Source organism: Streptomyces iconiensis (assembly GCF_028657195.3).
GTDB lineage: Bacteria > Actinomycetota > Actinomycetes > Streptomycetales > Streptomycetaceae > Streptomyces > Streptomyces iconiensis.
Map to the genome: position 1 here is coordinate 1 of NZ_JANCPR020000027.1, position 21,858 is coordinate 21,858.

The following is a 21,858-nucleotide window of genomic DNA, read 5'->3' on the forward strand; positions in this document are numbered from 1 at the left end:
GTTTCGGGCCCACGCGAATCTTCGGGGGAGGGAGGAGCGGTGGCGTTCAGGATTCGGTTCGGGCCGGAGGATCTGCTCAACTGCCGGTTCGCCGTGTCGCCGACAGGAGAGACACAGGCGGCGGTCAGGGCGCTGACCTGGGGGCACGGAGGCGGGCCTCACGGTCGGTGGGTGCGGCGGAGCCTGCCAACGGCGCGGGGGCTCGAACTGGAGGCGCTGGTCGCGGTGATGCCGCGACAGGGCTATACGCCGGACTTCCTGTTTCCGCCGCCGCGAAGCCACGGGGCGACGTTCGAGGAGGAGAGGGCGCGGGTTCGCGCCACGGAACCCGGGCGGGTGCGCGAGGAGATCGCGCGCGCTCTCGCGTGCACACCGGGAGCCGCCGCGTCACGGACGGGACGCGCACTGCTGGCCGATCCGGTGGCGGCCGTCGAGGCGCTCACGGCAGCGCAGGGCCGCGTGTGGGAGGCGCTGGTGGCGCCGGAGTGGCCGCGGCTGCGGCGGCTGCTGGACGCGGACATAGCGTTCCACTCGCGCCGCCTCGCCGACGGCGGCCTCGCCCGGGTCTTCTCGGAGCTGCACCCCCAAGTGACGTGGCGCGACGGCACCTTGCGCATCGACCGGCCGCCCCGGCACACCCGCGTGCTGACCGGTGGCGAGGGCGTGGTGCTGGTGCCGAGCGTGTTCGTGTGGCCTGACGTGGCTACGGGGTTCGATCCGCCGGCGCCGGCCGCGCTGATGTATCCGGCACGCGGCGTCGGCGAGTTGTGGGCGGGCCGGGAATGGGGCCAGGGCGAGAACAGGGGCAGCCGGGCGCCCGGCGAGCGCGCGTCCGGCGCACTCGTACGGCTGATGGGCGCGAACCGTGCCGCCGTGCTGGCCGCGCTGGACGAGCCCGCCACGACCTCAGCGCTGGCCGACCGGCTGGGCCTGGCACCCTCGTCGGTCTCGGCACACCTGACGGCGCTGCGCGGTGCGGGGCTGCTGGACTCGTACCGGGTACGCCACCAAGTGCTGTACGTGCGCACGGCGTTGGGCCGCGCGTTACTGGCGGGCGGCGGACCCCAGGAGCACGGCGAGGGCCTCGCGCCTCGCTGAGCACGGGCCCCGACCCCGTTGCGCACGGCCCTCAACCCCATTGAGCGCGACCTCCACCTCAATGAGCACGAGCCTCAACCCCGTTGGGCGCGGCCCTCAACCACATTGAGCGCGACCCTCAACCCCGTTGAATGCGGCCCCCAACCCCATTGAGCGCGCCCCTCAACCCCATGCGGCACGGGCCTCAACCCCGTTGAGGCCCAACCGCTTCAGCCCTCGCCAAGATGGCGTTCGTCGGCGAGGTAGCGGTCCACGGTGTCGACCTTCGCGGTCAGGCCGTCGGTGACGCCGGGCCTGATGTCGGCCTTGAGTACGAGGGAGACGCGAGGTGCGCGTGCCTCGACGGCCGCGACGGCGCGGCGTACGACGTCCATGCAGGCGTCCCAGTCGCCCTCCAGCGAGGTGAACATCGCGTCGGTGCGGTGCGGGAGGCCGGATTCGCGGACCACGCGTACGGCGTCGGCCACGTACTCCCCCACGTCCTCGCCGACGCCCAGCGGCGTGACGGAGAAGGCAACGATCATGACGCGGCCACTCCCTTCCGGCCGCCCTGCTCCTTGCGCGCACGCGCGGCGATGACGCCCGCCTCCTCTTCCTTGCGCAGCATCTTGTCCGCGAAGAACCCGCCGGTCGGCAGGACCGACAGGACGAAGTAGAGGGCGGCGCGCGGGAAGGGCCACTTGATGCGGTTCCAGGCGTCCGCCCAGAACAGGACGTAAAGGACGAAGAGGATGCCGTGGATGGCGCCCATCACCGGCACGGCGTTGAAGTCGGAGGTCCGCTTCAGCACGGAGCACACGAGAAGCAGGATGAAGGAGACCGCTTCGGGCATGGAGGTGAGACGGAGACGGCGGAGCGCGGAGACCGACTTGGGCGGCAGGCCGCTCGGGGTTTCCAGGATGGCCACGGCGTTGTCCTCAGATCGTTTGTGAAGGGAAGCACAAGCGGTGCCATTGTGGCAGCCCTCCAGTCGATCATGACCCGCAGGGTAGGTTCTTCGGGTGGCTCAGTTCCGACTTCATGGCACGAAGGTGCTCGCCGTCACGCTCAGCGGTGGAGGCGACACGGTCAAGGCGAAGAACGGCTCGATGGTCGCCTACGACGGCCAGATGGCGTTCAAAAAGATGACAGGGGGCGGCGAGGGCATACGCGGCATGGTCACGCGCCGCCTCACCGGCGAACAGATGACGGTGATGGAGGTGAAGGGGCAGGGCACCTGCTTCTTCGCCGACCGCGCCAGCGACATCAGCCTCGTACGGCTCAACGGCGAGAAGCTGCACGTGGAGGCGAGCAACCTCCTGTGCACGGACGCCGGTCTGCACACCGGCACTTCCTTCACGGGGCTGCGTGGCGCCACGCAGGGCAACGGGCTGTTCACCACCGCGGTCGAGGGCACGGGCGAGGCGGCGCTCATGTCCGCAGGACCCGCCGTGCTGCTGCGCGTCTCGCAGGGCGCTCCCCTCCAGGTGGACCCGGGCGCCTACGTCGCACACCAGGGCAACCTGCGGCAGAGCTTCCAGTCCGGGGTCAACTTCCGGACATTCATGGGCGAGGGCTCCGGCGAGGCGTTCCAGATCCGCTTCGAGGGAGACGGCCTGGTGTACGTGCAGCCCAGCGAGCGCAACACGGTGGGGGGTGAGCTGTGATGCCGTTCACGGAGATCTCGGCGAAGCTGGTCGAGGCCCAGGTGGTGCCCGGGCAGCGGATGTTCAGCCAGCGCGGCGCCATGGTGGCGTACAAGGGCGACGTCCGCTTCACGCCGAACATCCAGGGCGGACAGGGCGGCGTGATGTCCATGATCGGCCGCCGGGTGGCCAACGAGTCGACGCCGCTGATGACCGTCGAGGGCCAGGGCACGGTGATGTTCGGGCACGGAGGCCACCACGTCGAGGTGATCAACCTCGACGGTGACACGCTCTGCGTCGAGGCCGACCGGCTGCTCGCCTTCGACGGCAGCCTGCAACAGGGCACGCTCTTCCTCGGCAAGGACGGCGGGGTCATGGGCATGGTGCGCGGCCAGATCTCGGGGCAGGGCCTGTTCACCACGACCCTCACGGGCAAGGGCGCCGCCGCCGTCATGGCGCACGGCGGCATCGTCCAGCTCCCCATCACGCCCGACCGCCCGGTCCACGTCGACCCGCAGGCGTACGTCGCGCACTTCGGGGACGTACGCAACAAGCTGTCGACCGCCCTCGGCTGGCGGGACATGGTCGGCCGGGGCTCGGGCGAGGGGTTCCAGCTCGAACTGACGGGAAACGGGGCTGTGTTCGTGCAGGCCAGTGAGGAGAAGCTATGACGACGGACGCGCCACAGGTCTTCGACTTCACGACGCTGCCGGCGAACGACAACGTCAACCCGTACGCCTTCAGCGTCGATCTGAACGGGCAGTGGTTCCTGCAGAAGGGGAAGATGATCGCCTACTACGGGCAGATCGACTTCCACGGCATAGGCCATGGCCCCCTCGACCGGCTGGTCGCCTCCAGCTTCCACTCACCACTGCACGCGGCCGACTGGGTCGTCGCCGAGGGCCACGGGAAGCTGCTGCTCGCCGACCGCGCCTTCGACGTCAACTCCTACGACCTGGACGACGGCAATCTCACCGTCCGCTCGGGCAATCTGCTCGCCTACGAGCCCTCGCTCTCCCTCAAGCAGTCGATCATCCCGGGCTTTCTGACCCTCATCGGTACGGGCAAGTTCGTGGCCGCCTCCAACGGCGAGGTCCACTTCGTCGAGCCCCCGGTACGGGTCGACCCGCAGGCGCTCGTCGGCTGGGCCGACTGCCCCTCGCCCTGTCACCACTACGACCACCAGTACCTCAAGGGCGTCATGGGCGGCATCCGCGCGATGACAGGGCTCGGTGGTGCCTCCGGCGAGGAGCACCAGTTCGAGTTCGTCGGTGCGGGGACCGTGCTGATCCAGTCGACCGAGATGCTGATGGCCGACAGGAACGCGGGCGCCGTCCCCGACCAGGCAGGCGTGCCCGGCGGCGGAGGCCATGGAGGCCACGGAGGGCAGAGCGGGCAGGGCGGGCAGCAGACGCCGCAGCTTCCCGGTCAGCTCGGGGGGCTGCAACGGCGGTTCGGACTCTGACGACGCTCCGACACCTTTACGCCACACCGCGTAAGCACGTGTGTACGACGCTAGGTAGAGTCTCACCCTATGGACACCGACAACGGCACCCGTTGGCTCACCGAGGACGAGCAGCGCGCATGGCGGACCCACCTGGAGGTCAGCCGCCTGCTCATGTACCAGTTGGAGCGTGACCTCCAGCCCTTCGGCCTGACCCTCAACGACTACGAGATCCTCGTGAACCTCTCGGAGTCGGAGGACCGCCGGATGCGGATGAGCGACCTGGCCGCTGCCACGCTCCAGTCCAAGAGCCGCCTGTCCCACCAGATCACGCGCATGGAGAAGGCCGCGCTGGTGCACCGCGAGAACTGCGAGTCGGACAAGCGCGGCCTCTTCGCCGTACTCACCGATCACGGCTGGAACACCATGCGCGAGGTCGCACCCCACCATGTCGCCTCGGTGCGCCGCCACTTCATCGACCAGATGGGCCCGGAGGAACTGACGCGGCTGGACGCGATGCTCCACCCGGTCGCGGAGAAACTCCGCAGCGAACGAGGCCGCTTCTGAGCCCCGGCGCTTTCTGAAGAGCCCCGTCCCTTCGGAGCCCCGTACCCTTCAGGCCGCGGGCAGCCGCAGGACGAACCGTGCCCCGCCTCCCCCGGCGGTCTGTACGGCGAGCGAACCCCCGTGACGGACGGCGACGTCCCGTGCGATGGCGAGGCCGAGTCCTGCCCCGCCCTCGTCCCTCGTACGCGCGCCGTCCAGCCGGACGAACCGCTCGAAGATCCGCTCCCGCTCCTCCGCAGGCACTCCCTCGCCGTCGTCGGAGACGGAGAGCGCCATCCACCCGTCCTCCCGCTCCACACTCACCGCGACGCGGCTGTCCGCGTGCCGCTGCGCGTTGTCGAGCAGGTTTCCGAGTACCCGTGCCAACTGCCCCTGGGAGCCCCGCACCTCGCCGTCGGCGAGCGGGCCTTCCAGCTGTACGGGGCGCGGGTCGCCGACCCGCTGCCCCAGCTGTTCCCCGACGAGCGCGGCCAGGGACACGCGCGCGTCCGGCGGTTTCTCGCCCGCGTCGAGCCGCGCGAGCAGCAGCAGGTCTGCGGCGAGGGCCTGGAGGCGCACCGTGTCCTCCACGGCGCCGTCCACATCGAGGAGTTCGGGGTGCGCGGCGGCCACCTCCAGCTGGGTGCGCAGGGAGGCGATGGGGCTGCGCAGTTCGTGGGAGGCGTCCGCGACGAAGCGGCGCTGGCGCTCGACGGAGCCTTCGAGCGCGGCGAGCGTCTCGTTCGTCGTACGCGCGAGCCGTGCGACCTCGTCGCGGGAGTCGGGTTCGGGCACGCGGCGGGACAGGTCGGTGCTGGCGGTGATCGCGCTCATCTCCTGGCGGATGCCCTCGACGGGGCGCAGCGCGCGCCGTGTGACCAGCCAGGTGACCCCGGCGACGACGAGCAGCATGACGGGCAGCCCGAGCAGCATGGAGCGGGTGACCGTGGAGACGGCCTCTTCCTGCGCGTTGAGCGAGCCACCGGAGTAGACGGTGACCGGGGTGCCGTCACGGGTCAGGGTCTGTACGGCGACGACGCTGAAGTCCTGGGAGCCGGCGATGTCGCCCTTGTCATAGGTGACTTCGCCGTCGTCGTCGACGGGGAAGGTGAGGGTCTTGTCGTCGCTGTCGCGGTCCACCTCGGCCGGCTCGTCCCCCTGGTCTTCCCTGTCCTCCTTGTCGTCGGCCTTGTCGTCGGCCGCGTCCTCCGCCTTGTCCGCCTTCTCCTCGGCCTTGTCTCCTTGGTCCCCCTTGCCCTTTCCGGGAGGCTCGTCGCCCTTGTCGTCGGCTCCGTCGGCTCCGTCGTCCTCGCTCCCCTCTTCCGGTTTGTCGGGGCGTGCGAAGTCGGCGACGGGGCCCCGGCCTTCGAGGGGGTCGCTGGCCCCCAGTACGCGCCCGTACGCGTTCACGACCTGTGCGGGGTCGTCCCCGTCCAGCCCGTCGACGTCGCGCACCTTGCCGTCGGGCGCGTCCGTGACCTGCGCGGCGATCTCGCGCGCCGAGGTCTCGGCGTTGAGGCGTGCCGTGCCGGCGAGGCCGGAGCGCAGGGCTGAGATGACGAGGAAACCGGCGGCGACCAGCGCGAGCGCCACGACGAGGGTCGCGCCGATGGCGGCACGGGCGCGTACGGAACCCTTACGCACGGTTGCCACCGTTGCCGGCTCCGGGCCCCGCTCCAGGCCGCGCACCGCTCCCCGTACCGGCTCCGGCCCCGGCGTCGGTCAGCCTGTAGCCGGCGCCGCGTACGGTGGCGATCCAGCCGGCGCCGAGCTTGCGGCGCAGCGCGCTGACGTAGACCTCGACGATGTTGACGTCGCCCTCATAGGCGAAGTCCCAGACGTGTTCGAGGATCTCGGACTTGGAGACGACCTCGCCCCCGCGCACCGCCAGGTACTCCAGTACGGCGAACTCCTTCGCCGTCAGCTCCACTTCGCGTTCGCACACGGTGACGCGCTGCGTGGCCGGCTCGACGGTCAGCTCGCCCATCCGCAGCGCCGTCTTGGCTCCGCGCGTGCGGCGGCGCAGCAACGCCCGTACGCGTGCGAGGAGTACGACGTAGGAGAACGGCTTGGTCAGATAGTCGTCGGCGCCCGTGTCCAGGCCCTCGGCCTCGTCGTACTCTCCGTCCTTGGCGGTCAGCATCAGTACCGGCGTCTCGTCGCCCGCTGCGCGCAGCGCCGCACAGACGCGGTAGCCGTTCATCCCGGGCAGCATGATGTCGAGAATGATCAAGTCGTACTCGTTCTCGGTCGCCCGGTGGAGCCCCTCGCTCCCGTCGTGCACGACATCGACGGCGAAACCCTCGGCCATCAGTCCTCCGGCGAGCGACTGGGCCAGTCGACGCTCGTCCTCCACGATCAGCAGGCGCATGTGCCCACCCTCCCAAATCGCGGCTGAAGAAGGCTTCAGGTAGCTTCAGCTTACGTTCAGCAACGGTGCGCGACCGTGGAGTCATCAAGAGCAGAGACCACGACCCGAGGGGAACAGGACTCATGAAGCGCAAGGTCATCATCGCCGTAACGACCGCCGCCGTGCTGGTCGGAGGAGGCGCGGCCACAGCCGCAGGCGTCACGTCGGGGAGCGGCGGTGACCAGGACGCGAAGGCACTGCCGACCTCGTCGGACGTACGCCTCGCCGACGACGACGCCCACTCCGACGCCGACGACCCCGACGGCCCCGACGGCACCCACGACAGCGAAGCGCACGACGACGATGACGACGGCACGGCCCGCGACAACGCCGCCGACCGCGACGAGGACACCGGGAACGCCGACCTGTCCGTGAGCCAGGCGTCCGAGGCCATCCTGAAGGCCACGCCCGGCACCCTGACGGAGCTGGAGCTGGACACGGACAACAACAAGCTCGTCTGGGAGGCCGACGTCCTCGGCAAGGACCGCACCTGGCACAAGGTCGGGATCGACGCGGCCAGCGGCAAGGTCGTGCAGAACCGCGTCGACCACGACGACGACAGCGGCGTGCCCCGCACCCCGAAGATCGACGCGGTGGCCGCCGCCAAGAAGGCCGCTTCCACCACGAACGGCTCCGTCACCTCGATCGACCTGGAGAGCAACGGCTCCCGGTGGGAGGTCGACACCGTCGGCAAGAACGGCACAGAGCACGAGGTGGACATCGACGCCACCTCGGGCAAGGTGCTGAAGCACCAGTCGGAGCCGGCCGACAACGACGGAGACGACGACGGAGACGACGGGGACGACATCTACGACGACTGACCGGGCAGTCGGTCGGCGGGCCTGAGCACCGGCCCCCGCAGCTCCCCGTGAACGCGGGCCCCTGTCGAGGGCGTCACCCTTCGGTGACGCCCTCGACCAGTTCGTCGGCCGCCGCGTACGGGTCCAGGGAGCCGCTGACGACCCGCTCGGCGAGCGCCCCGATGCGCTTGTCTCCCCGCAGCTCCCCCATCCGCTCCCGCAGCGCGGTCACCGCGATCGTCTCGATCTCGTGTGCGGCACGGGCAGCGCGCCGTTCCGCGAGGACGCCGTTCTCCTCCATCCAGCCGCGGTGCTTCTCCAGCGCGGCGAGCACCTCGTCCACGCCCTCGCCACGCGCGGCGACCGTCTTGACCACGGGAGGCCGCCAGTCACCCGGCTTACGGGCCTCTCCGAGGCCGAGCATGTGGTTCAGCTCCCTCACGGTCGCGTCGGCGCCGTCCCTGTCGGCCTTGTTGACGACGTAGACATCGCCGATCTCCAGGATCCCGGCCTTCGCCGCCTGGATCCCGTCGCCCATACCCGGCGCGAGCAGCACCACGCTGGTGTCCGCCTGTGCGGCGATCTCCACCTCGGACTGGCCCACGCCGACCGTCTCCACCAGGACCACGTCGCAGCCGGCGGCGTCCAGCACCCGGATCGCCTGCGGCGCCGCCCACGCCAGGCCACCCAGATGGCCCCTGGTGGCCATGGAACGGATGTAGACCCCCGGATCGGACGCATGCTCACCCATACGGACCCGGTCGCCGAGCAGCGCTCCGCCCGAGAACGGCGAGGAGGGGTCGACGGCGAGGATCCCGACCCGCTTGCCCCGCTCGCGGAAGCCGCTCACCAGCGCCGATGTCGACGTGGACTTGCCGACGCCGGGTGATCCCGTCAGCCCGACGACGTATGCGTTGCCGCAGCGGGGTGCGAGCGCGGCCATGACCTCGCGCAACTGGGGCGAGGCCCCTTCCACGAGCGAGATCAGCCGCGCCACGGCCCGCGGCTTCCCGGCTCGCGCCTGCGCCACGAGGTCTGCGACGTCCACCATCGTTCCCGGGCTCCTGTCCTAGGTGAGTGAGGCTCGTACGGTTCCCCGCCCCGGCCCGCCCCCTTCTCCAGCTTCCGGCCGGTAGCCGGGGAAGGCGAGCGGGCAGCGGTGCGGGTGTTCAGCGGTCCTACGGGACGCGGACGATCAGGGCGTCGCCCTGGCCGCCACCGCCGCACAGCGCGGCGGCACCGAGGCCGCCGCCGCGCCGCTTCAGCTCCAGCGCGAGGTGGAGGACGAGCCGGGCGCCCGACATACCAATGGGATGCCCCAGCGCGATGGCTCCCCCGTTGACATTCACCTTTTCGGGGCCGACGCCGAGATCCTTCATTGACTGGTGCGCGACGGCGGCGAACGCCTCGTTGATCTCGATCAGATCGAGGTCGCCCACGGCGCGGCCCTCCTTCTTGAGGGCGTGCTGAATGGCGTTGGACGGCTGCGACTGGAGGGAGTTGTCAGGGCCCGCCACGTTCCCGTGCGCGCCGATCTCCGCGAGCCACTCCAGCCCCAGTTCCTCGGCGCGTGCCTTGCTCATCACGACGACGGCCGCCGCACCGTCGGAGATCTGTGAGGCCGAACCGGCCGTGATCGTCCCGTCCTTGGCGAAGGCGGGGCGCAGCTTGCCGAGCGACTCGGCCGTCGTGTCGCCGCGGATGCCCTCGTCCTGCGAGACGAGCACCGGGTCACCCTTGCGCTGCTGGACCTCGACGGGCGTGATCTCCGCCTCGTAGACGCCGTTGCGCTGCGCGGCGGCGGCGCGCTGGTGCGAGGCCGCCGCGATCTCGTCCTGTTCGGCGCGGCCGATACCCAGCCGCGTGTTGTGCTTCTCCGTCGAGGCGCCCATGGGGATGCCCTCGAACGGGTCGGTGAGGCCGTCGTGCGCCATGGAGTCGAGCATCTCGACGGCGCCGTACTTGTAGCCCTCACGGGACTTGGGCAGCACATGGGGCGCGTTGGTCATGGACTCCTGACCGCCCGCGACGATGATGTCGAACTCACCGGCGCGCACGAGCTGATCGGCCAGCGCGATGGCGTCCAGCCCCGAGAGACATACCTTGTTGACGGTCAGCGCGGGGACGTTCATGGGGATGCCCGCCTTCACGGCGGCCTGGCGGGCCGGGATCTGGCCCGCTCCGCCCTGGAGAACCTGGCCCATGATCACGTACTCGACCTGGTCACCGGCGATCCCGGCACGGTCGAGCGCGGCCTTGATGGCGAAGCCGCCCAAGTCCGCCCCGGAAAAGGACTTCAGGGAGCCGAGCAGCCGTCCCATGGGCGTGCGGGCTCCGGCGACGATCACGGAGGTGGTGCTGCTGGATGTGCCAGTCATGCCAGTCACGAGAAGAAAGCCCCTTCCGGCGGGGAAGTTAACGAGGGTTATCCATCAAGATACTGAGCGGTACCAGCTCAGGTCACCCGTCGGTGAGTGTGACCGTGCGCACGTTGCGTAACCGGGCCCCAAGCGCTGCACTGGTCCCCATGCTGACGCGTATCGACCACATCGGGATCGCCTGCCGTGACCTGGAGGCCACCGTCGATTTCTACTCGCGCACCTATGGCTTCCAGGTGTTCCACACCGAGGTCAACCAGGAACAGGGCGTCCGCGAGGCCATGCTGCGGATCAACGGCACGGACGACGGCGGCGCGTCCTACATCCAGCTCCTGGAGCCCATCCGGGAGGACTGCGCCGTCGGAAAGTGGCTGGAAAAGAACGGCGAGGGCGTTCACCACATCGCCTTCGGCACCGCCGATGTGGACGGCGACTCCGCAGCCATCCGCGACAAGGGCGTCCGCGTCCTCTACGACGAGCCCCGCCACGGCACGATGGATTCGCGGATCACCTTCTTGCACCCGAAGGACTGTCACGGCGTGCTCACGGAGTTGGTCACCTCCGCCACTCCCGGCAACGAACAGAACTGACCGCGCAGATCGGGCCGGGGCGGGTGCCGGGAGCGGCGTTCCGCAGCGCCGCGGTCCCCGCCGATGGAGCGCTCGCACGGCGTTCTCACCGAACCAGCCGCCTCTGATGCCCCTTCCTCACCAATGGACCACTGACGTCCGCTTCCGCGCCCGGTAGAGTGGCCCTTCGGCCGGGGCGGGCTCCCTTCCATCGAAGAGGAAGTGACGGGAGTTCCGGGCTGGGGGCTGGGCCCACGTTCCGCCGATGATCTGACACCATTTCCGGGGAGACGGCATTTCTACCAAGTCCGCGGAGAGGGTTCGGATCACCTCCACGACGACCAGGGGACGGATGGGACCGCGCAGTGCGGGGCTACGACCGCTACGAGGCTGACGATCACCTCTCGCAATTCGAGGCCGAGATGGATCGGCTCAAGAAGGAGCGGGAGAAGGCCGTCCAGCACGCCGACGACCTCGGCTATCAGGTCGAAGTGCTGCGCGCCAAGCTGCATGAGGCACGCCGCGCTCTCGCCACGCGCCCGGCCGGGTACGACAATCTCTCCCACCAGGCCGAGCAGTTGCTGCGCAACGCGCAGATCCAGGCCGACCAGATGCGCGCCGACGCGGAGCGCGAGCTGCGCGACGCACGTGCGCAGACCCAGCGGCTCCTCCAGGAGCAGGCCGAGCAGCAGAGCCGGCTGGAGTCCGAGCTGCACACCGAGGCCGTACGCCGCCGCCAGCAGCTCGACCACGAGCTGTCCGAGCGCCGCGCCACGGTCGAGAACCACGTCAACGAGAACGTCGCGTGGGCCGAGCAGCTCCGTGCCCGCACCGAGCAGCAGGCACGCCGCCTCATGGAGGAGACGCGGGCCGAGACCGAGCAGTCGCTCGCGCAGGCACGTGCCGAGGCCCAGCGGCTGGCCGAGGAGTCCAGGCAGCGGCTCAGCAGCGAGGCGGAGAACGCGCGCACCGAGGCCGAGTCGATCCTGCGCAGGGCGCGCGCCGACGCCGAACGGCTGCTGAACGCCGCCTCGACCCAGGCCCAGGAGGCCACGGACCACGCCGAGCAGCTGCGTACCTCGACGGTCAACGAGTCCGAGACCAGCAGGCGCGAGGCCGCCGAGCTGGTGCGCAGGGCCGAAGAGCGGATGCGCGAGGCGGACACCGCGCTGCGCGAGGCCCGTAGCGAGGCGGGGCAGAAGCTGGAGGAGGCCGAGGAGGAGGCCGCCAAGCGGCTGGCGGACTGCGAGTCGGAGAACGAGCAGCGCACCCGTACGGCCAAGGCCGAGGTGGCACGGCTCGTGGGCGCGGCCACCAAGGAGTCCGAGGCGCTCAGGGCGGAGGCCGAGCAGCTGCGCGAGGACGCGCGCGCCGAGGCCGAGCGGCTGATCGCCGAGGCACGCGAGGAGGCCAGGTCCACCACGGCCGAGGAGTCGGCCAACCAGCTCGCCGAGGCGGCCCGTACCGCGGAGGACGTGCTGAACAAGGCGTCCGAGGAGGCCCAGGCCACCACCAAGGCGGCGGCCGAGGAGGCCGAGCGGCTGCGCAAGCAGGCCGAGGAGGAGGCCGACCGGCTGCGTGCCGAGGCCCACGACACCGCGGAGCAGCTCAAGGGCGCGGCCAAGGACGACACCAAGGAGTACCGCGCCAAGACCGTCGAGCTGCAGGAGGAGGCACGCCGGCTGCGCGGCGAGGCCGAGCAGCTGCGCGCCGAGGCGGTCGATGAGGGCGAGAAGATCCGCGGCGAGGCACGCCGCGAGGCCGTCCAGCAGATCGAGGAGGCCGCGAGCAGGGCCGAGGAGCTGCTGACCAAGGCCAAGTCCGACGCCGAGGAGACCCGCACCGGGGCAACCGCCGAGAGCGAGCGGGTACGCACGGAGGCCATCGAGCGCGCCACGACCCTGCGCAAGCAGGCCGAGGAGGCGCTGGAGCGGGCCACGAGCGAGGCCGAGGAGCTGCGCACACAGGCCGAGGGGCAGGCCGAGCAGACCCGCGCCGAGGCCGACGAGGCAGGGCAGCGCGTCCGCGAGGAGGCCGAGCAGGCGGCCGAGGAGCGCAGGGCCGAGGCCGAGACGGAGCTGAAGCGGCTGCGCGAGGAGGCCGACGCGAAGCTCGCGGACGCCGAGACCAGGCTCGCCGAGGCACGCACCGAGGCCGAACGGCTGCGGGAAGAGGCCAGGGCGGAGACCGAGCGGCTGCGCAACGAGGCGGCCGAGCGCGTCCGTTCACTGCGCGAGCAGGCAGAGGAAGAGACCGAGCGGCTGCGCACGGAGGCGGCTTCGGACGCCTCACAGGCGCGCGCCGAGGGCGAGTCCGTCGCCGTGCAGCTGCGCAGCGAGGCGACCGCGGAGGCGGAGCGGCTGCGCGAGGAGGCCCAGGCGACGGCCGACCGGGTGCGCGCCGAGGCGGACGCGGCGGCGGAGCGTACGGGCGCCGAGGCGGCGGAGGCGCTCAGCGCCGCACAGGAAGAGGCGGCCAGGCGCCGGCGCGAGGCCGAGGAGCTGCTGGCCTCGGCGCGCGAGGAAGCACATCAGGAGCGGACACAGGCGCGCGAACAGAGCGAGGAGCTGCTGGCCTCCGCACGCAAGCGGGTCGAGGAGGCGCAGGCCGAGTCCGAGCGGCTCACCGGCGAGGCCGAGCGGCGCGCGGCCGAACTGGTCGCGTCCGCCGAGGAGAAGGCCCAGCAGGTGCGCGACTCGGTCGCCGGGCTGCACGAAGAGGCCGAGTCGGAGATCGCGGGGCTGCGTTCGGCGGCCGAGCACGCCGCGGCGACGCTGCGCAGGGAGGCGCAGGAGGAGACCGACGCGGCCAAGTCCCTGGCCGAGCACACCGTTTCGGAGGCACTGGCCGAGGCCGAGCAGGCACGCGCCGACGCCGAGCGGATGCGGGACGAGGCACGCGAGGAAGCCGCGAAGAAGCGCAGCGAGGCCGCCGAGCAGGCCGACCAACTCATGGCGAAGGCACAGGAGGAGGCCCTGCGTACCCAGGCAGCGGCCGAGGAGCAGGCCGACACGATGGTCGGCGCCGCGCGTACGGAGTCCGAGCGGCTGGTCGCCGAGGCGCGTGCCGAGGGCAGGGAGCTGGTCGAGAAGGCCCGTTCGGACTCGGACACGATGCTGGAGGAGGCGCGTGCCGACTCGGGCGCGATCCGGGAGCGCACCGAAGAGCTGCGCACCCGTGTCGAGTCGGAGGTCGAGGAGCTGCACGAGCGGGCGCGCAGGGAAGCGGCCGAGGCGATGCAGTCGGCCGGCGAGCGCTGCGACAAGCTGGTGAAGGCGGCCGAGGAGCAGCTGGCCGAAGCACAGGCGAAGGCCGAGCAGTTGCGCTCCGACGCCAACTCGGAGGCGGGCAAGGTACGGATCGCCGCGGTGAAGAAGGCGGAGGGCCTGCTCAAGGAGGCGGAGCAGAAGAAGGCGGAGATGCTGCGCGAGGGCGAGCAGTTGCGCGAGGAGGCGAACGACGAGGCCCGGAGCACGGTGGAGGCCGGGCAGCGCGAACTCGACCTTCTCGTCAGGCGCCAGGAGGACATCAACGCCGAGATCTCCCGTGTCCAGGACGTACTGGAGGCACTGGAATCGTTCGAGACTCCCGCACCGGCAGGGGATTCCGGTTCGGGTTCCGGTTCCGGCGGCGGCTCGGGCCGCGGCTCAGGTTCCGGCGGCAAGAAGAGCGGCGGCGAGCGCGACGCACGTAATGAGCAGAGCGCAAACGGCAGTGTGACAGCGGGCGTTGGCGCTGGTACAACTCGTTCGAGTGGCAAGAGTACGGGGAGTTAGCCACCCGAACGAGGGCACGTTCTCCAGATCAAACGGGCATAAGCTCGATGACACGCCGCTTTGGCCCCTAGGATTCCCTCTATCACTCCCCGTCTGATAACCCGTCTGAATCGACAGGAACCCCATGAGCGACACTTCCTCCCCCTTCGGCTTCGAGCTCGTGCGGCGTGGCTACGACCGCGGGCAGGTGGACGACCGCATCACGAAGCTCGTCGCCGACCGTGACAGCGCCCTTGCCCGTATCACCTCTCTGGAAAAGCGCATCGAGGAACTCCACCTCGAAACCCAGAATGCCCAGGCCCAGGTCAACGACGCGGAGCCGTCGTATGCCGGTCTCGGTGCGCGCGTTGAGAAGATCCTCCGCCTCGCCGAAGAAGAGGCCAAGGACCTGCGTGAGGAGGCCCGCAGGGCCGCCGAGCAGCACCGTGAGCTGGCCGAGGGCGCCGCGCAGCAAGTGCGCAACGACGCCGAGGCGTTCGCCGTCGAGCGCAAGGCGAAGGCCGAGGACGAGGGCACCCGGATCGTCGAGAAGGCCCAGGGCGAGGCCACCACGCTGCGGAACGAAGCGCAGAAGGACGCCCAGTCCAAGCGGGAGGAGGCCGACTCCCTCTTCGAGGACACCCGCGCCAAGGCCGCGCAGGCCGCCGCCGATTTCGAGACCAACCTCGCCAAGCGCCGCGAGCAGTCCGAGCGCGACCTGGCCTCCCGTCAGGCCAAGGCGGAGAAGCGCCTCGCCGAGATCGAGCACCGTGCCGAGCAGCTGCGCCTTGAGGCCGAGAAGCTGCGTACGGACGCGGAGCGCCGCGCGCGTCAGACCGTCGAGACCGCGCAGCGTCAGGCCGAGGACATCGTCGCGGACGCGAACGCGAAGGCCGACCGCGTGCGCAGCGAGTCCGAGCGCGAACTGGCCGCGCTCACCAACCGCCGCGACAGCATCAACGCGCAGCTGACGAACGTGCGCGAGATGCTGGCCACGCTCACCGGTGCGGCCGTCGCCGCCGCCGGACAGCCTGGTGGCGAGGAGGCCGGCACGGAGGAGTCCTCTTCTCTCAGCCGCGGGGTGCCCGCTCAGCAGACGCGCTGAAGGGCCGGAGATTTCGCCGAGGGCCCGGCACCCGGTGAGGGTGCCGGGCCTGTGTGGGTTCCGGGGCCCGTAGGAGGGACAGGCCCCGCGAGGGCAACGGGCCGGACCCGCGAGGACACCGGCGGTGGTCCACCCGGTCGGCCCAACCCGTATCGCGGAGCACCCCGGGCCCGCCTAGCTTCGGACTCATGATCGAGCTGCGGGGCCTCACGAAGCGTTACGGCGAGAAGCTCGCCGTCGACGATCTCACCTTCACGGTGCGCCCTGGCGTCGTGACCGGCTTCCTCGGTCCGAACGGCGCGGGCAAGTCCACGACGATGCGGATGCTGCTGGGCCTCGACTCGCCCACGGCCGGCGACGTACGTATCGACGGCAAGCACTACGACCACCTCCAGGAGCCGCTGAACCACATCGGGGCGCTGCTGGAGGCCAAGAGCGTGCACGGCGGGCGCTCCGCGTACAACCATCTGCTGTGTCTGGCCCAGTCCAACGGCATCCCCGACCGCAGGGTCGACGAGGTGCTGGAGATGGTGGGTCTCTCGGCTGTCGCGCGCAAGCGCCCCAAGGGGTTCTCGCTGGGGATGGGGCAGCGCCTGGGCATCGCGGGCGCGCTGCTCGGCGACCCGCAGGTCCTGATGTTCGACGAGCCGGTCAACGGGCTCGACCCCGAGGGCATCCACTGGATCCGCACCCTCATGCTGCATCTGGCGCGCGAGGGCAGGACGATCTTCGTCTCCAGCCATCTGATGAGCGAGATGGCCCTCACCGCCGAGCACCTGGTCGTCATCGGCCAGGGCAAGCTGATGGCCGACACCTCGATGGCACAGTTCATCCGCGAGAACTCGCGCACGTATGTACGCGTGCGGTCTCCCGAGGCCGAGCGGATGCGGGAGGTGTTCCTCGCCGAGGGGTACCAACCGGTGCAGGGCGAAGACGGGGCGCTGGAGATCGAGACGGTCGAGAACGGGCAGGCCGCGGCGCGGATCGGCGAACTCGCGGCCAGGGAGGGCCTGGTGCTGCACGAGCTGAGCACCCAGCGGGCCTCGCTGGAGGAGGCTTTCATGCGGCTGACGGCCGAGACCGTCGAGTACCACGCGCACGCGGAGAACGGCGCCGCGCCGGCCTCACCCGTGCCCGGCGCGAACGTACCGCCGGGCGAAGGGCCCGCGGGCCCCGGGCACACGCCCGGGGTGGGGCCCGCACCAGGCGCTGGGCCCGCGCCGGGGACCGGTTGGGGCGAGGGCTGGGACGACCCGCAGAAGGGGAAGGGACGCTGACATGGCGCACGTCTCCCGCGTACTCAAATCCGAGTGGACAAAGGTCCGTTCCGTCAGGTCCACACTGTGGACGCTGGTCGCCTCTGTGGTGGTGACCGTGGGGCTCGGGGCGATGATCTGCACGCTGACCCAGTCCGAGTTCTCCCGCATGTCCACCCGCTCCCAGCTCACGTTCGATCCCACGTACACCGCCTTCGCCGGCATGAGTCTCGGCCAGCTCGCGATGATCGCCTTCGGGGTGCTGGTGGTGTCGGCCGAGTACGGCACCGGCATGATCCGCAGTTCGCTGACCGCCGTGCCGCAGCGTGGCACGTTCCTGCTGTGCAAGGTGCTGGTGGCCGGGCTGCTGGTGCTGGTGGTGGGGATGGTCACGAGCTTCGCCACGTTCTTCCTCGGCCAGGCACTGCTCGGCGACCACGGGACGAACATCGGCGAACCGGGCGTGCTGCGCGCCGTGCTCGGCGGCGGGCTCTACATGACGCTGATCATGCTCTTCTCGCTCGGCTTCACCTTCGTGATGCGCAGCCCGCTGCTGGCCTTCGCGATCCTGATGCCGTGGTTCTTCCTGGTCGCCAACATCCTGGGGTCGGTCAGCGCCACGAAGAAGTTCGCGCAGTACCTGCCGGACCAGGCGGGCGGCACGGTCATGTCGGTGGTGCCCGATTCGCTGGACCGCCCGTACGGGCCGTGGGGCGGGCTGCTCATCATGGTCGCCTGGACCGCCGTCGCGCTCCTCGCGGGATACGTGGTGCTCAAGAAGCGGGACGCCTGAGACCGTCCCCCTCACCCGTTTCGTCCCTCGCTCCCCTGGAGAGGACAGGCGCCCCATGGAACCAATGCCGCCTCTCACGTCCTCCTAGGCCGTGTCGGGGGGCGAGCAAGCCCCGAACTGCGTACAGGGGCGAAGGATGATCGAGGCATACGGCCTGACGAAGCGCTACGGCGCCAAGACGGCCGTGTACAACCTGACCTTCCAGGTGCGGCCCGGTGCCGTCACCGGATTCCTGGGGCCCAACGGCTCCGGGAAATCGACCACGATGCGGATGATCCTGGGGCTCGACACCCCGACATCCGGACAGGTCACCGTCGGCGGGCACGCCTTCAAAGGACTGCCCAACGCGCCACGGCAGGTGGGCGCGCTTCTCGACGCCAAGGCCGTGCACGGGGGACGCAGCGCGCGCAACCACCTGCTCTCGCTCGCGCAGCTGTCCGGCATCCCGACCCGCAGGGTCGACGAGGTGCTGGGGGTCGTAGGGCTCCAGGAGGTCGGCAAGAAGCGGTCCAAGGGCTTCTCGCTCGGCATGGGCCAGCGCCTCGGCATCGCCGCAGCGCTCCTCGGTGACCCGCAGGTCCTCCTCTTCGACGAGCCGGTCAACGGCCTCGACCCCGAGGGCATCCTGTGGGTGCGCAACCTCATGAAGCGGCTGGCGAGCGAGGGCCGTACGGTCTTCGTCTCCAGCCACCTGATGAGCGAGATGGCGCAGACCGCCGACCATCTGATCGTGATCGGGCGCGGCCAGCTGATGGCCGACATGTCCGTGAACGAGTTCATCACGCGCAACTCCGTCGGCTTCGCGCGCGTACGAACGCCCGAAGGCGAGCCCGAACAGCAGGAGAAGCTGACCGCGGTCCTCCAGGAGGCCGGCGGCCAACCGCAGCCCGAGGGAGACGGCGCGCTCCGCGTCACCGGGCTCCCGCTGCCGCACATCAGTGACCTCGCGCACCACGCCGGCGTCCGGCTGTGGGAACTCTCGCCGCACCAGGCATCCCTGGAAGAGGCGTACATGCGCATGACCCAGGGCTCCGTCGACTACCGCTCCACCGTCGACGAACGCGCCGGCCTCCAGCAGCAGATGCCCGGCGGCCCGTTGCCGGGTCAGCAGATGCCAGGGGGCTTGCCGGGAACCCCGATGCCGGGGCAACACATGCCCGGAGCCCCGGTACCGGGCCCGCCGATGCCCGGGGGTCCGGTGCCCGGCCAGCAGATGCCGGCGCAACAGGGCGGGTGGGCGCCACCGCCCCCACCCCCGCAGGACGCGCCGAATCCGTACGCCCGAGCCGAAGGCGGGGACGCCCGATGAGCACGCAGCAGCAGTACCAGGGGCAGGTCCCGCCCCAGCAGCCTGGCCGGCCCTCTCAGCCGCAGCAGACAGGGCACGCACAGCAGCAGGCACAGCCGCAGCAGGCTCAACAGGTGCCGCAGCAACAGGCACAGCAGCACGGCTGGTCCGGGCAGGGCGGCGGCGCGACGTACACCTCGCCCATCCCGCCCAGGCGCACCCACCTGGGCAACGCGATCGTCTCCGAGTGGACGAAGATCCGCTCGGTCCGCTCGACGGTCTGGACGATCGCCATCATGTTCGCGCTCGTCGTCGGCATCGGCCTGCTGTCGGCGCTCGCGATGAGCGGCGGCCAGTACACGGGCAATCCACTGCTGTCCAGCGGGCTGTTCGGCCTGATGCTCGGCCAGATCTGTGTGATCACGCTCGGGGTGCTGGTGATCACCTCCGAGTACGGCACCGGCATGATCCGTACGACCCTCACCGCCTGCCCGCAGCGCGGGCGGGTCCTGATGGCCAAGTCGCTGGTCTTCTTCGTGCTGGCCTTCGTGACCACCACGGTCGCCTGCACCATCACCGCGTTGATCAACTCGGCGCTGCTGAGCGACCAGGAGATTCCCTCGTACGTGAGGAACAGCTCCCTGGCCGACTCCGTCGAAGGGGGCAGGATCGTCGCGGACAGCGGAGAGTGGCTGGGCGCGACCGTCGGCGCCGGGCTGTACGTGGCGCTCCTCGGGCTGCTGTCCCTCGCTGTCGGCGCGCTGCTGCGGCACTCGGCCGGGGCCATCACCACGATGATGGGCGTGGTGCTCCTGCCGCTGCTGCTGGCGATGTTCATGCGCGCCGAGGCGCTGGAGACCGTGCGCGACAAGCTCATGGAGTACTCGCCCCTCAACGGGCTCGGCGCCCTGTTCGGCACCCCCATGCTTCCGGAGGACAGCGCCTCGGGGTGGCCACTGCTCGGCGGGCTGGCCGGCGTCACCGCCGTGGCCCTCGTCGTGGCCTGCACGCTGCTGAACAAGCGGGACGTCTAGCCGCCGTACCGTCCCTGGTACGGGGACACGAGGACGCCGTCAGTAGCGCGGCGCATTCCGGGACCGCTGGAGCCTCGCGCTCCGGCGGTCCCGCGCGTTCCAGCACGCGCGGTGCCAGTGCCGCCGCTCCGCGACATCGCCCTCACGCGGCCAGGCGACCACATGCGGCACCCCGGGTGGAATTTCCTGGTCACAGCCTGGACAGCGGTAGTGCTTCATGGCCGCGCCCCCGCTTATCTGCCGCACGGCCCACTCCTCCCCCCGCCAGGTCTCCGTTCGCTCCAGCCCGTACCGCTCTCTGCTCTCTCCCTCGTCGCCCTCACGCCGCGTGGCAGACACGGAGCGGGCGGCCTTGCCGGAGTTGGCAGCACCGCCACGGGAGCGGTTACGACGCGGGGACACGTGGGCACCTCGGGGTCGACGGGGGGAACGGCGGGGGCGGCAGGCCGGGGGACCGTGCCGCAACCACCCTACGCACGCGCGACGCCGTGACCGGCGCCTGTCCACAGACGACGGCCGATTGGCGTTCATCCGACGAATGGCACGCGGGGCCGTGCCTTTGGCACGTGTCAGCCGTTATTGCTAGGCAGGGGCCCCGGTCGGCCAGGGCGCTCCACCCGCGGCCCGGCCGTCGCGGGAGCGGTCCACAAGGGCGGTGGGGAATGCGAGTTGGAGCTTTTGTCCTGGGGGCACAGTTCCCGGGCCAGGGGGAGGAGGAAGCGCTGCACCGTGTGGTGCGCGCGACCGAGACAGCGGAGGATGCCGGGCTCGACGCCGTCTGGCTGGCCGAGCACCACTTCGTCCCGTACGGCGTCTGTCCCTCGGCCGTGACCCTCGCGGCGCTGCTGCTGGGGCGTACACGGCGGATCGGCGTCGGCACAGCGGTGACCGTGCTGCCGAACGCGCACCCGGTCGCTCTTGGCGAGCAGACCGCGCTGCTGCACCACGTCTCCGGCGGACGTTTCACGCTCGGGGTCGGCAGGGGCGGGCCATGGGTGGACCTGGAGGTGTTCGGCGGCGGACTCCCCGCATACGACACGGGGTTCCCCGAGTCCCTCGACCTGCTGCTGCGCTGGCTGCGGGAGCCGAGGGTCGGCGCCGAAGGCGAGCGCTACACCTTCCGTGAGGTCCCCGTGGTACCGCGCGCCGGTACGGCCACGAACGGCGCCCCGCGCGTCGTTGTCGCCTGCACCTCGCCCGGCACCGTGCGGCTCGCGGCTGCGCGCTGCCTGCCGATGCTGCTGGGGATGCACTGCGGGGACGAGGACAAGGCCGGGATGGTCGCCCTGTGGCGCCGTGAGGCCCGTGCGGCGGGGCACGGGCCCGAGGAGATCGAGGCGGCGGAGCCGTGGCACGTGTCCGCCGGGGTCGTGCAGGTGGGCGATTCACGGAGCGAGGCGACGGAGTGCCTGATCAAGGCGATGCCCGGCTGGCTGCGCGAGGGGCTGGGGGCACATACGACCGTGGACGGCAGGCAACGGCCCATGCGGGACCCGGTCGGCTATACGGAACTGCTGTGCGGCCTGCACCCCGTAGGCCCACCCCGACTGTGCGCCGACCGGCTCGCGGCCTCGGCCGAACGTACGGGCATCCAGCGGTTCGCGCTGCTGGTCGAGGGCACCGGTGACCTGGACGCCACGGAACGGAACATCCAGCAGGTCGGCGATGAGGTGCTGCCACTGCTCCGGTGAACCTCTGCGGGGATGCGGGGTGAGTGAGCCCTTGCGGGGCGGGGTGAGCCCTTGCGGGGGGCCGGG

General features: G+C 70.8%; 21 protein-coding genes. 14 read left to right on the plus strand and 7 right to left on the minus strand.

All coding sequences use genetic code 11. The annotated features are described in order from the left end of the window. The first annotated feature begins 39 nt into the window (after window positions 1-39). Window positions 40-1,098: an ArsR/SmtB family transcription factor gene (locus NMN56_RS25015; protein ID WP_274040566.1), complete on the plus strand. Its 1,059-nt coding sequence runs from the start codon at window positions 40-42 to the stop codon at window positions 1,096-1,098. Window positions 1,099-1,307: 209 nt separating this feature from the next. Here the strand turns inward: NMN56_RS25015 and NMN56_RS25020 are convergent, their stop codons facing one another. Beyond that, on the minus strand, window positions 1,308-1,622 hold the full coding sequence (locus NMN56_RS25020) for an MTH1187 family thiamine-binding protein (RefSeq protein WP_274040567.1): 315 nt from the start codon (window positions 1,620-1,622) through the stop codon (window positions 1,308-1,310). Then, a complete protein-coding gene (locus NMN56_RS25025) occupies window positions 1,619-2,005 on the minus strand; it encodes a DUF3817 domain-containing protein (RefSeq protein ID WP_430542696.1) in 387 nt (128 codons plus the stop codon). The genes NMN56_RS25020 and NMN56_RS25025 overlap by 4 nt, the downstream gene beginning before the upstream one ends. A gap of 94 nt (window positions 2,006-2,099) precedes the next feature. Here NMN56_RS25025 and NMN56_RS25030 point away from each other — a divergent pair, with 94 nt between their 5' ends. From NMN56_RS25030 to NMN56_RS25045, 4 genes are all read left to right on the plus strand, one after another. Next, window positions 2,100-2,744, plus strand: coding sequence for an AIM24 family protein (locus NMN56_RS25030; RefSeq protein ID WP_274040568.1), 645 nt, complete (start codon window positions 2,100-2,102; stop codon window positions 2,742-2,744). Continuing rightward, window positions 2,744-3,394, plus strand: coding sequence for an AIM24 family protein (locus tag NMN56_RS25035; RefSeq protein ID WP_274040569.1), 651 nt, complete (start codon window positions 2,744-2,746; stop codon window positions 3,392-3,394). Before NMN56_RS25030 ends, NMN56_RS25035 begins: the two co-directional genes overlap by 1 nt. Next, on the plus strand, window positions 3,391-4,188 hold the full coding sequence (locus NMN56_RS25040) for an AIM24 family protein (RefSeq protein ID WP_274040570.1): 798 nt from the start codon (window positions 3,391-3,393) through the stop codon (window positions 4,186-4,188). The genes NMN56_RS25035 and NMN56_RS25040 overlap by 4 nt, the downstream gene beginning before the upstream one ends. A 69-nt stretch (window positions 4,189-4,257) precedes the next feature. Beyond that, window positions 4,258-4,734: a MarR family winged helix-turn-helix transcriptional regulator gene (locus NMN56_RS25045; RefSeq protein WP_274040571.1), complete on the plus strand. Its 477-nt coding sequence runs from the start codon at window positions 4,258-4,260 to the stop codon at window positions 4,732-4,734. Window positions 4,735-4,782: 48 nt separating this feature from the next. Here the strand turns inward: NMN56_RS25045 and NMN56_RS25050 are convergent, their stop codons facing one another. Both NMN56_RS25050 and NMN56_RS25055 read right to left on the minus strand, forming a co-directional pair. Beyond that, the gene (locus tag NMN56_RS25050) at window positions 4,783-6,357 is read right to left on the minus strand and encodes a sensor histidine kinase (protein ID WP_274041054.1); all 1,575 of its coding nucleotides are present in this window, start codon (window positions 6,355-6,357) and stop codon (window positions 4,783-4,785) included. Further along, on the minus strand, window positions 6,350-7,084 hold the full coding sequence (locus NMN56_RS25055; protein WP_274040572.1) for a response regulator transcription factor: 735 nt from the start codon (window positions 7,082-7,084) through the stop codon (window positions 6,350-6,352). The genes NMN56_RS25050 and NMN56_RS25055 overlap by 8 nt, the downstream gene beginning before the upstream one ends. A gap of 65 nt (window positions 7,085-7,149) precedes the next feature. On the opposite strand from NMN56_RS25055, the gene NMN56_RS25060 reads away from it, so the two are divergent. Continuing rightward, entirely contained in the window at window positions 7,150-7,944 is a 795-nt protein-coding gene (locus NMN56_RS25060; RefSeq protein ID WP_274040573.1) for a PepSY domain-containing protein, read from the plus strand. A gap of 73 nt (window positions 7,945-8,017) precedes the next feature. Here NMN56_RS25060 and meaB read toward each other — a convergent pair whose 3' ends face one another. Then, window positions 8,018-8,974: a methylmalonyl Co-A mutase-associated GTPase MeaB gene (gene meaB, locus NMN56_RS25065; protein WP_274040574.1), complete on the minus strand. Its 957-nt coding sequence runs from the start codon at window positions 8,972-8,974 to the stop codon at window positions 8,018-8,020. 127 nt (window positions 8,975-9,101) lie between these two features. Beyond that, window positions 9,102-10,301, minus strand: coding sequence for an acetyl-CoA C-acetyltransferase (locus NMN56_RS25070; RefSeq protein WP_274040575.1), 1,200 nt, complete (start codon window positions 10,299-10,301; stop codon window positions 9,102-9,104). A 149-nt stretch (window positions 10,302-10,450) separates the two neighbouring features. Here NMN56_RS25070 and mce point away from each other — a divergent pair, with 149 nt between their 5' ends. The 7 genes from mce (at window position 10,451) to NMN56_RS25105 (ending at window position 20,101) form a co-directional block, all read left to right on the plus strand. Further along, a complete protein-coding gene (mce, locus tag NMN56_RS25075; protein WP_274040576.1) occupies window positions 10,451-10,891 on the plus strand; it encodes a methylmalonyl-CoA epimerase in 441 nt (146 codons plus the stop codon). Window positions 10,892-11,235: 344 nt separating this feature from the next. After that, on the plus strand, window positions 11,236-14,646 hold the full coding sequence (gene scy, locus NMN56_RS25080) for a polarized growth protein Scy (protein ID WP_274040577.1): 3,411 nt from the start codon (window positions 11,236-11,238) through the stop codon (window positions 14,644-14,646). Between the two features lie 124 nt (window positions 14,647-14,770). Next, window positions 14,771-15,730: a coiled-coil domain-containing protein gene (locus tag NMN56_RS25085; RefSeq protein ID WP_274040578.1), complete on the plus strand. Its 960-nt coding sequence runs from the start codon at window positions 14,771-14,773 to the stop codon at window positions 15,728-15,730. 188 nt (window positions 15,731-15,918) lie between these two features. After that, window positions 15,919-17,007 carry an ABC transporter ATP-binding protein gene (locus NMN56_RS25090; protein WP_274040579.1) on the plus strand — a complete coding sequence of 363 codons (1,089 nt, stop codon included), beginning with the start codon at window positions 15,919-15,921 and terminating at the stop codon, window positions 17,005-17,007. A gap of 1 nt (window position 17,008) precedes the next feature. Continuing rightward, window positions 17,009-17,779: an ABC transporter permease gene (locus NMN56_RS25095; RefSeq protein WP_274040580.1), complete on the plus strand. Its 771-nt coding sequence runs from the start codon at window positions 17,009-17,011 to the stop codon at window positions 17,777-17,779. A 136-nt stretch (window positions 17,780-17,915) separates the two neighbouring features. After that, entirely contained in the window at window positions 17,916-19,088 is a 1,173-nt protein-coding gene (locus tag NMN56_RS25100) for an ABC transporter ATP-binding protein (protein ID WP_274040581.1), read from the plus strand. Beyond that, window positions 19,085-20,101, plus strand: a complete 1,017-nt coding sequence (locus NMN56_RS25105; protein WP_274040582.1) for an ABC transporter permease — start codon at window positions 19,085-19,087, stop codon at window positions 20,099-20,101. The genes NMN56_RS25100 and NMN56_RS25105 overlap by 4 nt, the downstream gene beginning before the upstream one ends. Before the next feature lie 39 nt (window positions 20,102-20,140). Here NMN56_RS25105 and NMN56_RS25110 read toward each other — a convergent pair whose 3' ends face one another. Then, entirely contained in the window at window positions 20,141-20,503 is a 363-nt protein-coding gene (locus NMN56_RS25110; RefSeq protein WP_274040583.1) for an ATP/GTP-binding protein, read from the minus strand. A gap of 260 nt (window positions 20,504-20,763) precedes the next feature. Between NMN56_RS25110 and NMN56_RS25115 the strand changes: the two genes are divergently transcribed. Continuing rightward, the gene (locus tag NMN56_RS25115) at window positions 20,764-21,792 is read left to right on the plus strand and encodes an LLM class flavin-dependent oxidoreductase (RefSeq protein WP_274040584.1); all 1,029 of its coding nucleotides are present in this window, start codon (window positions 20,764-20,766) and stop codon (window positions 21,790-21,792) included. Window positions 21,793-21,858 lie beyond the last annotated feature (66 nt).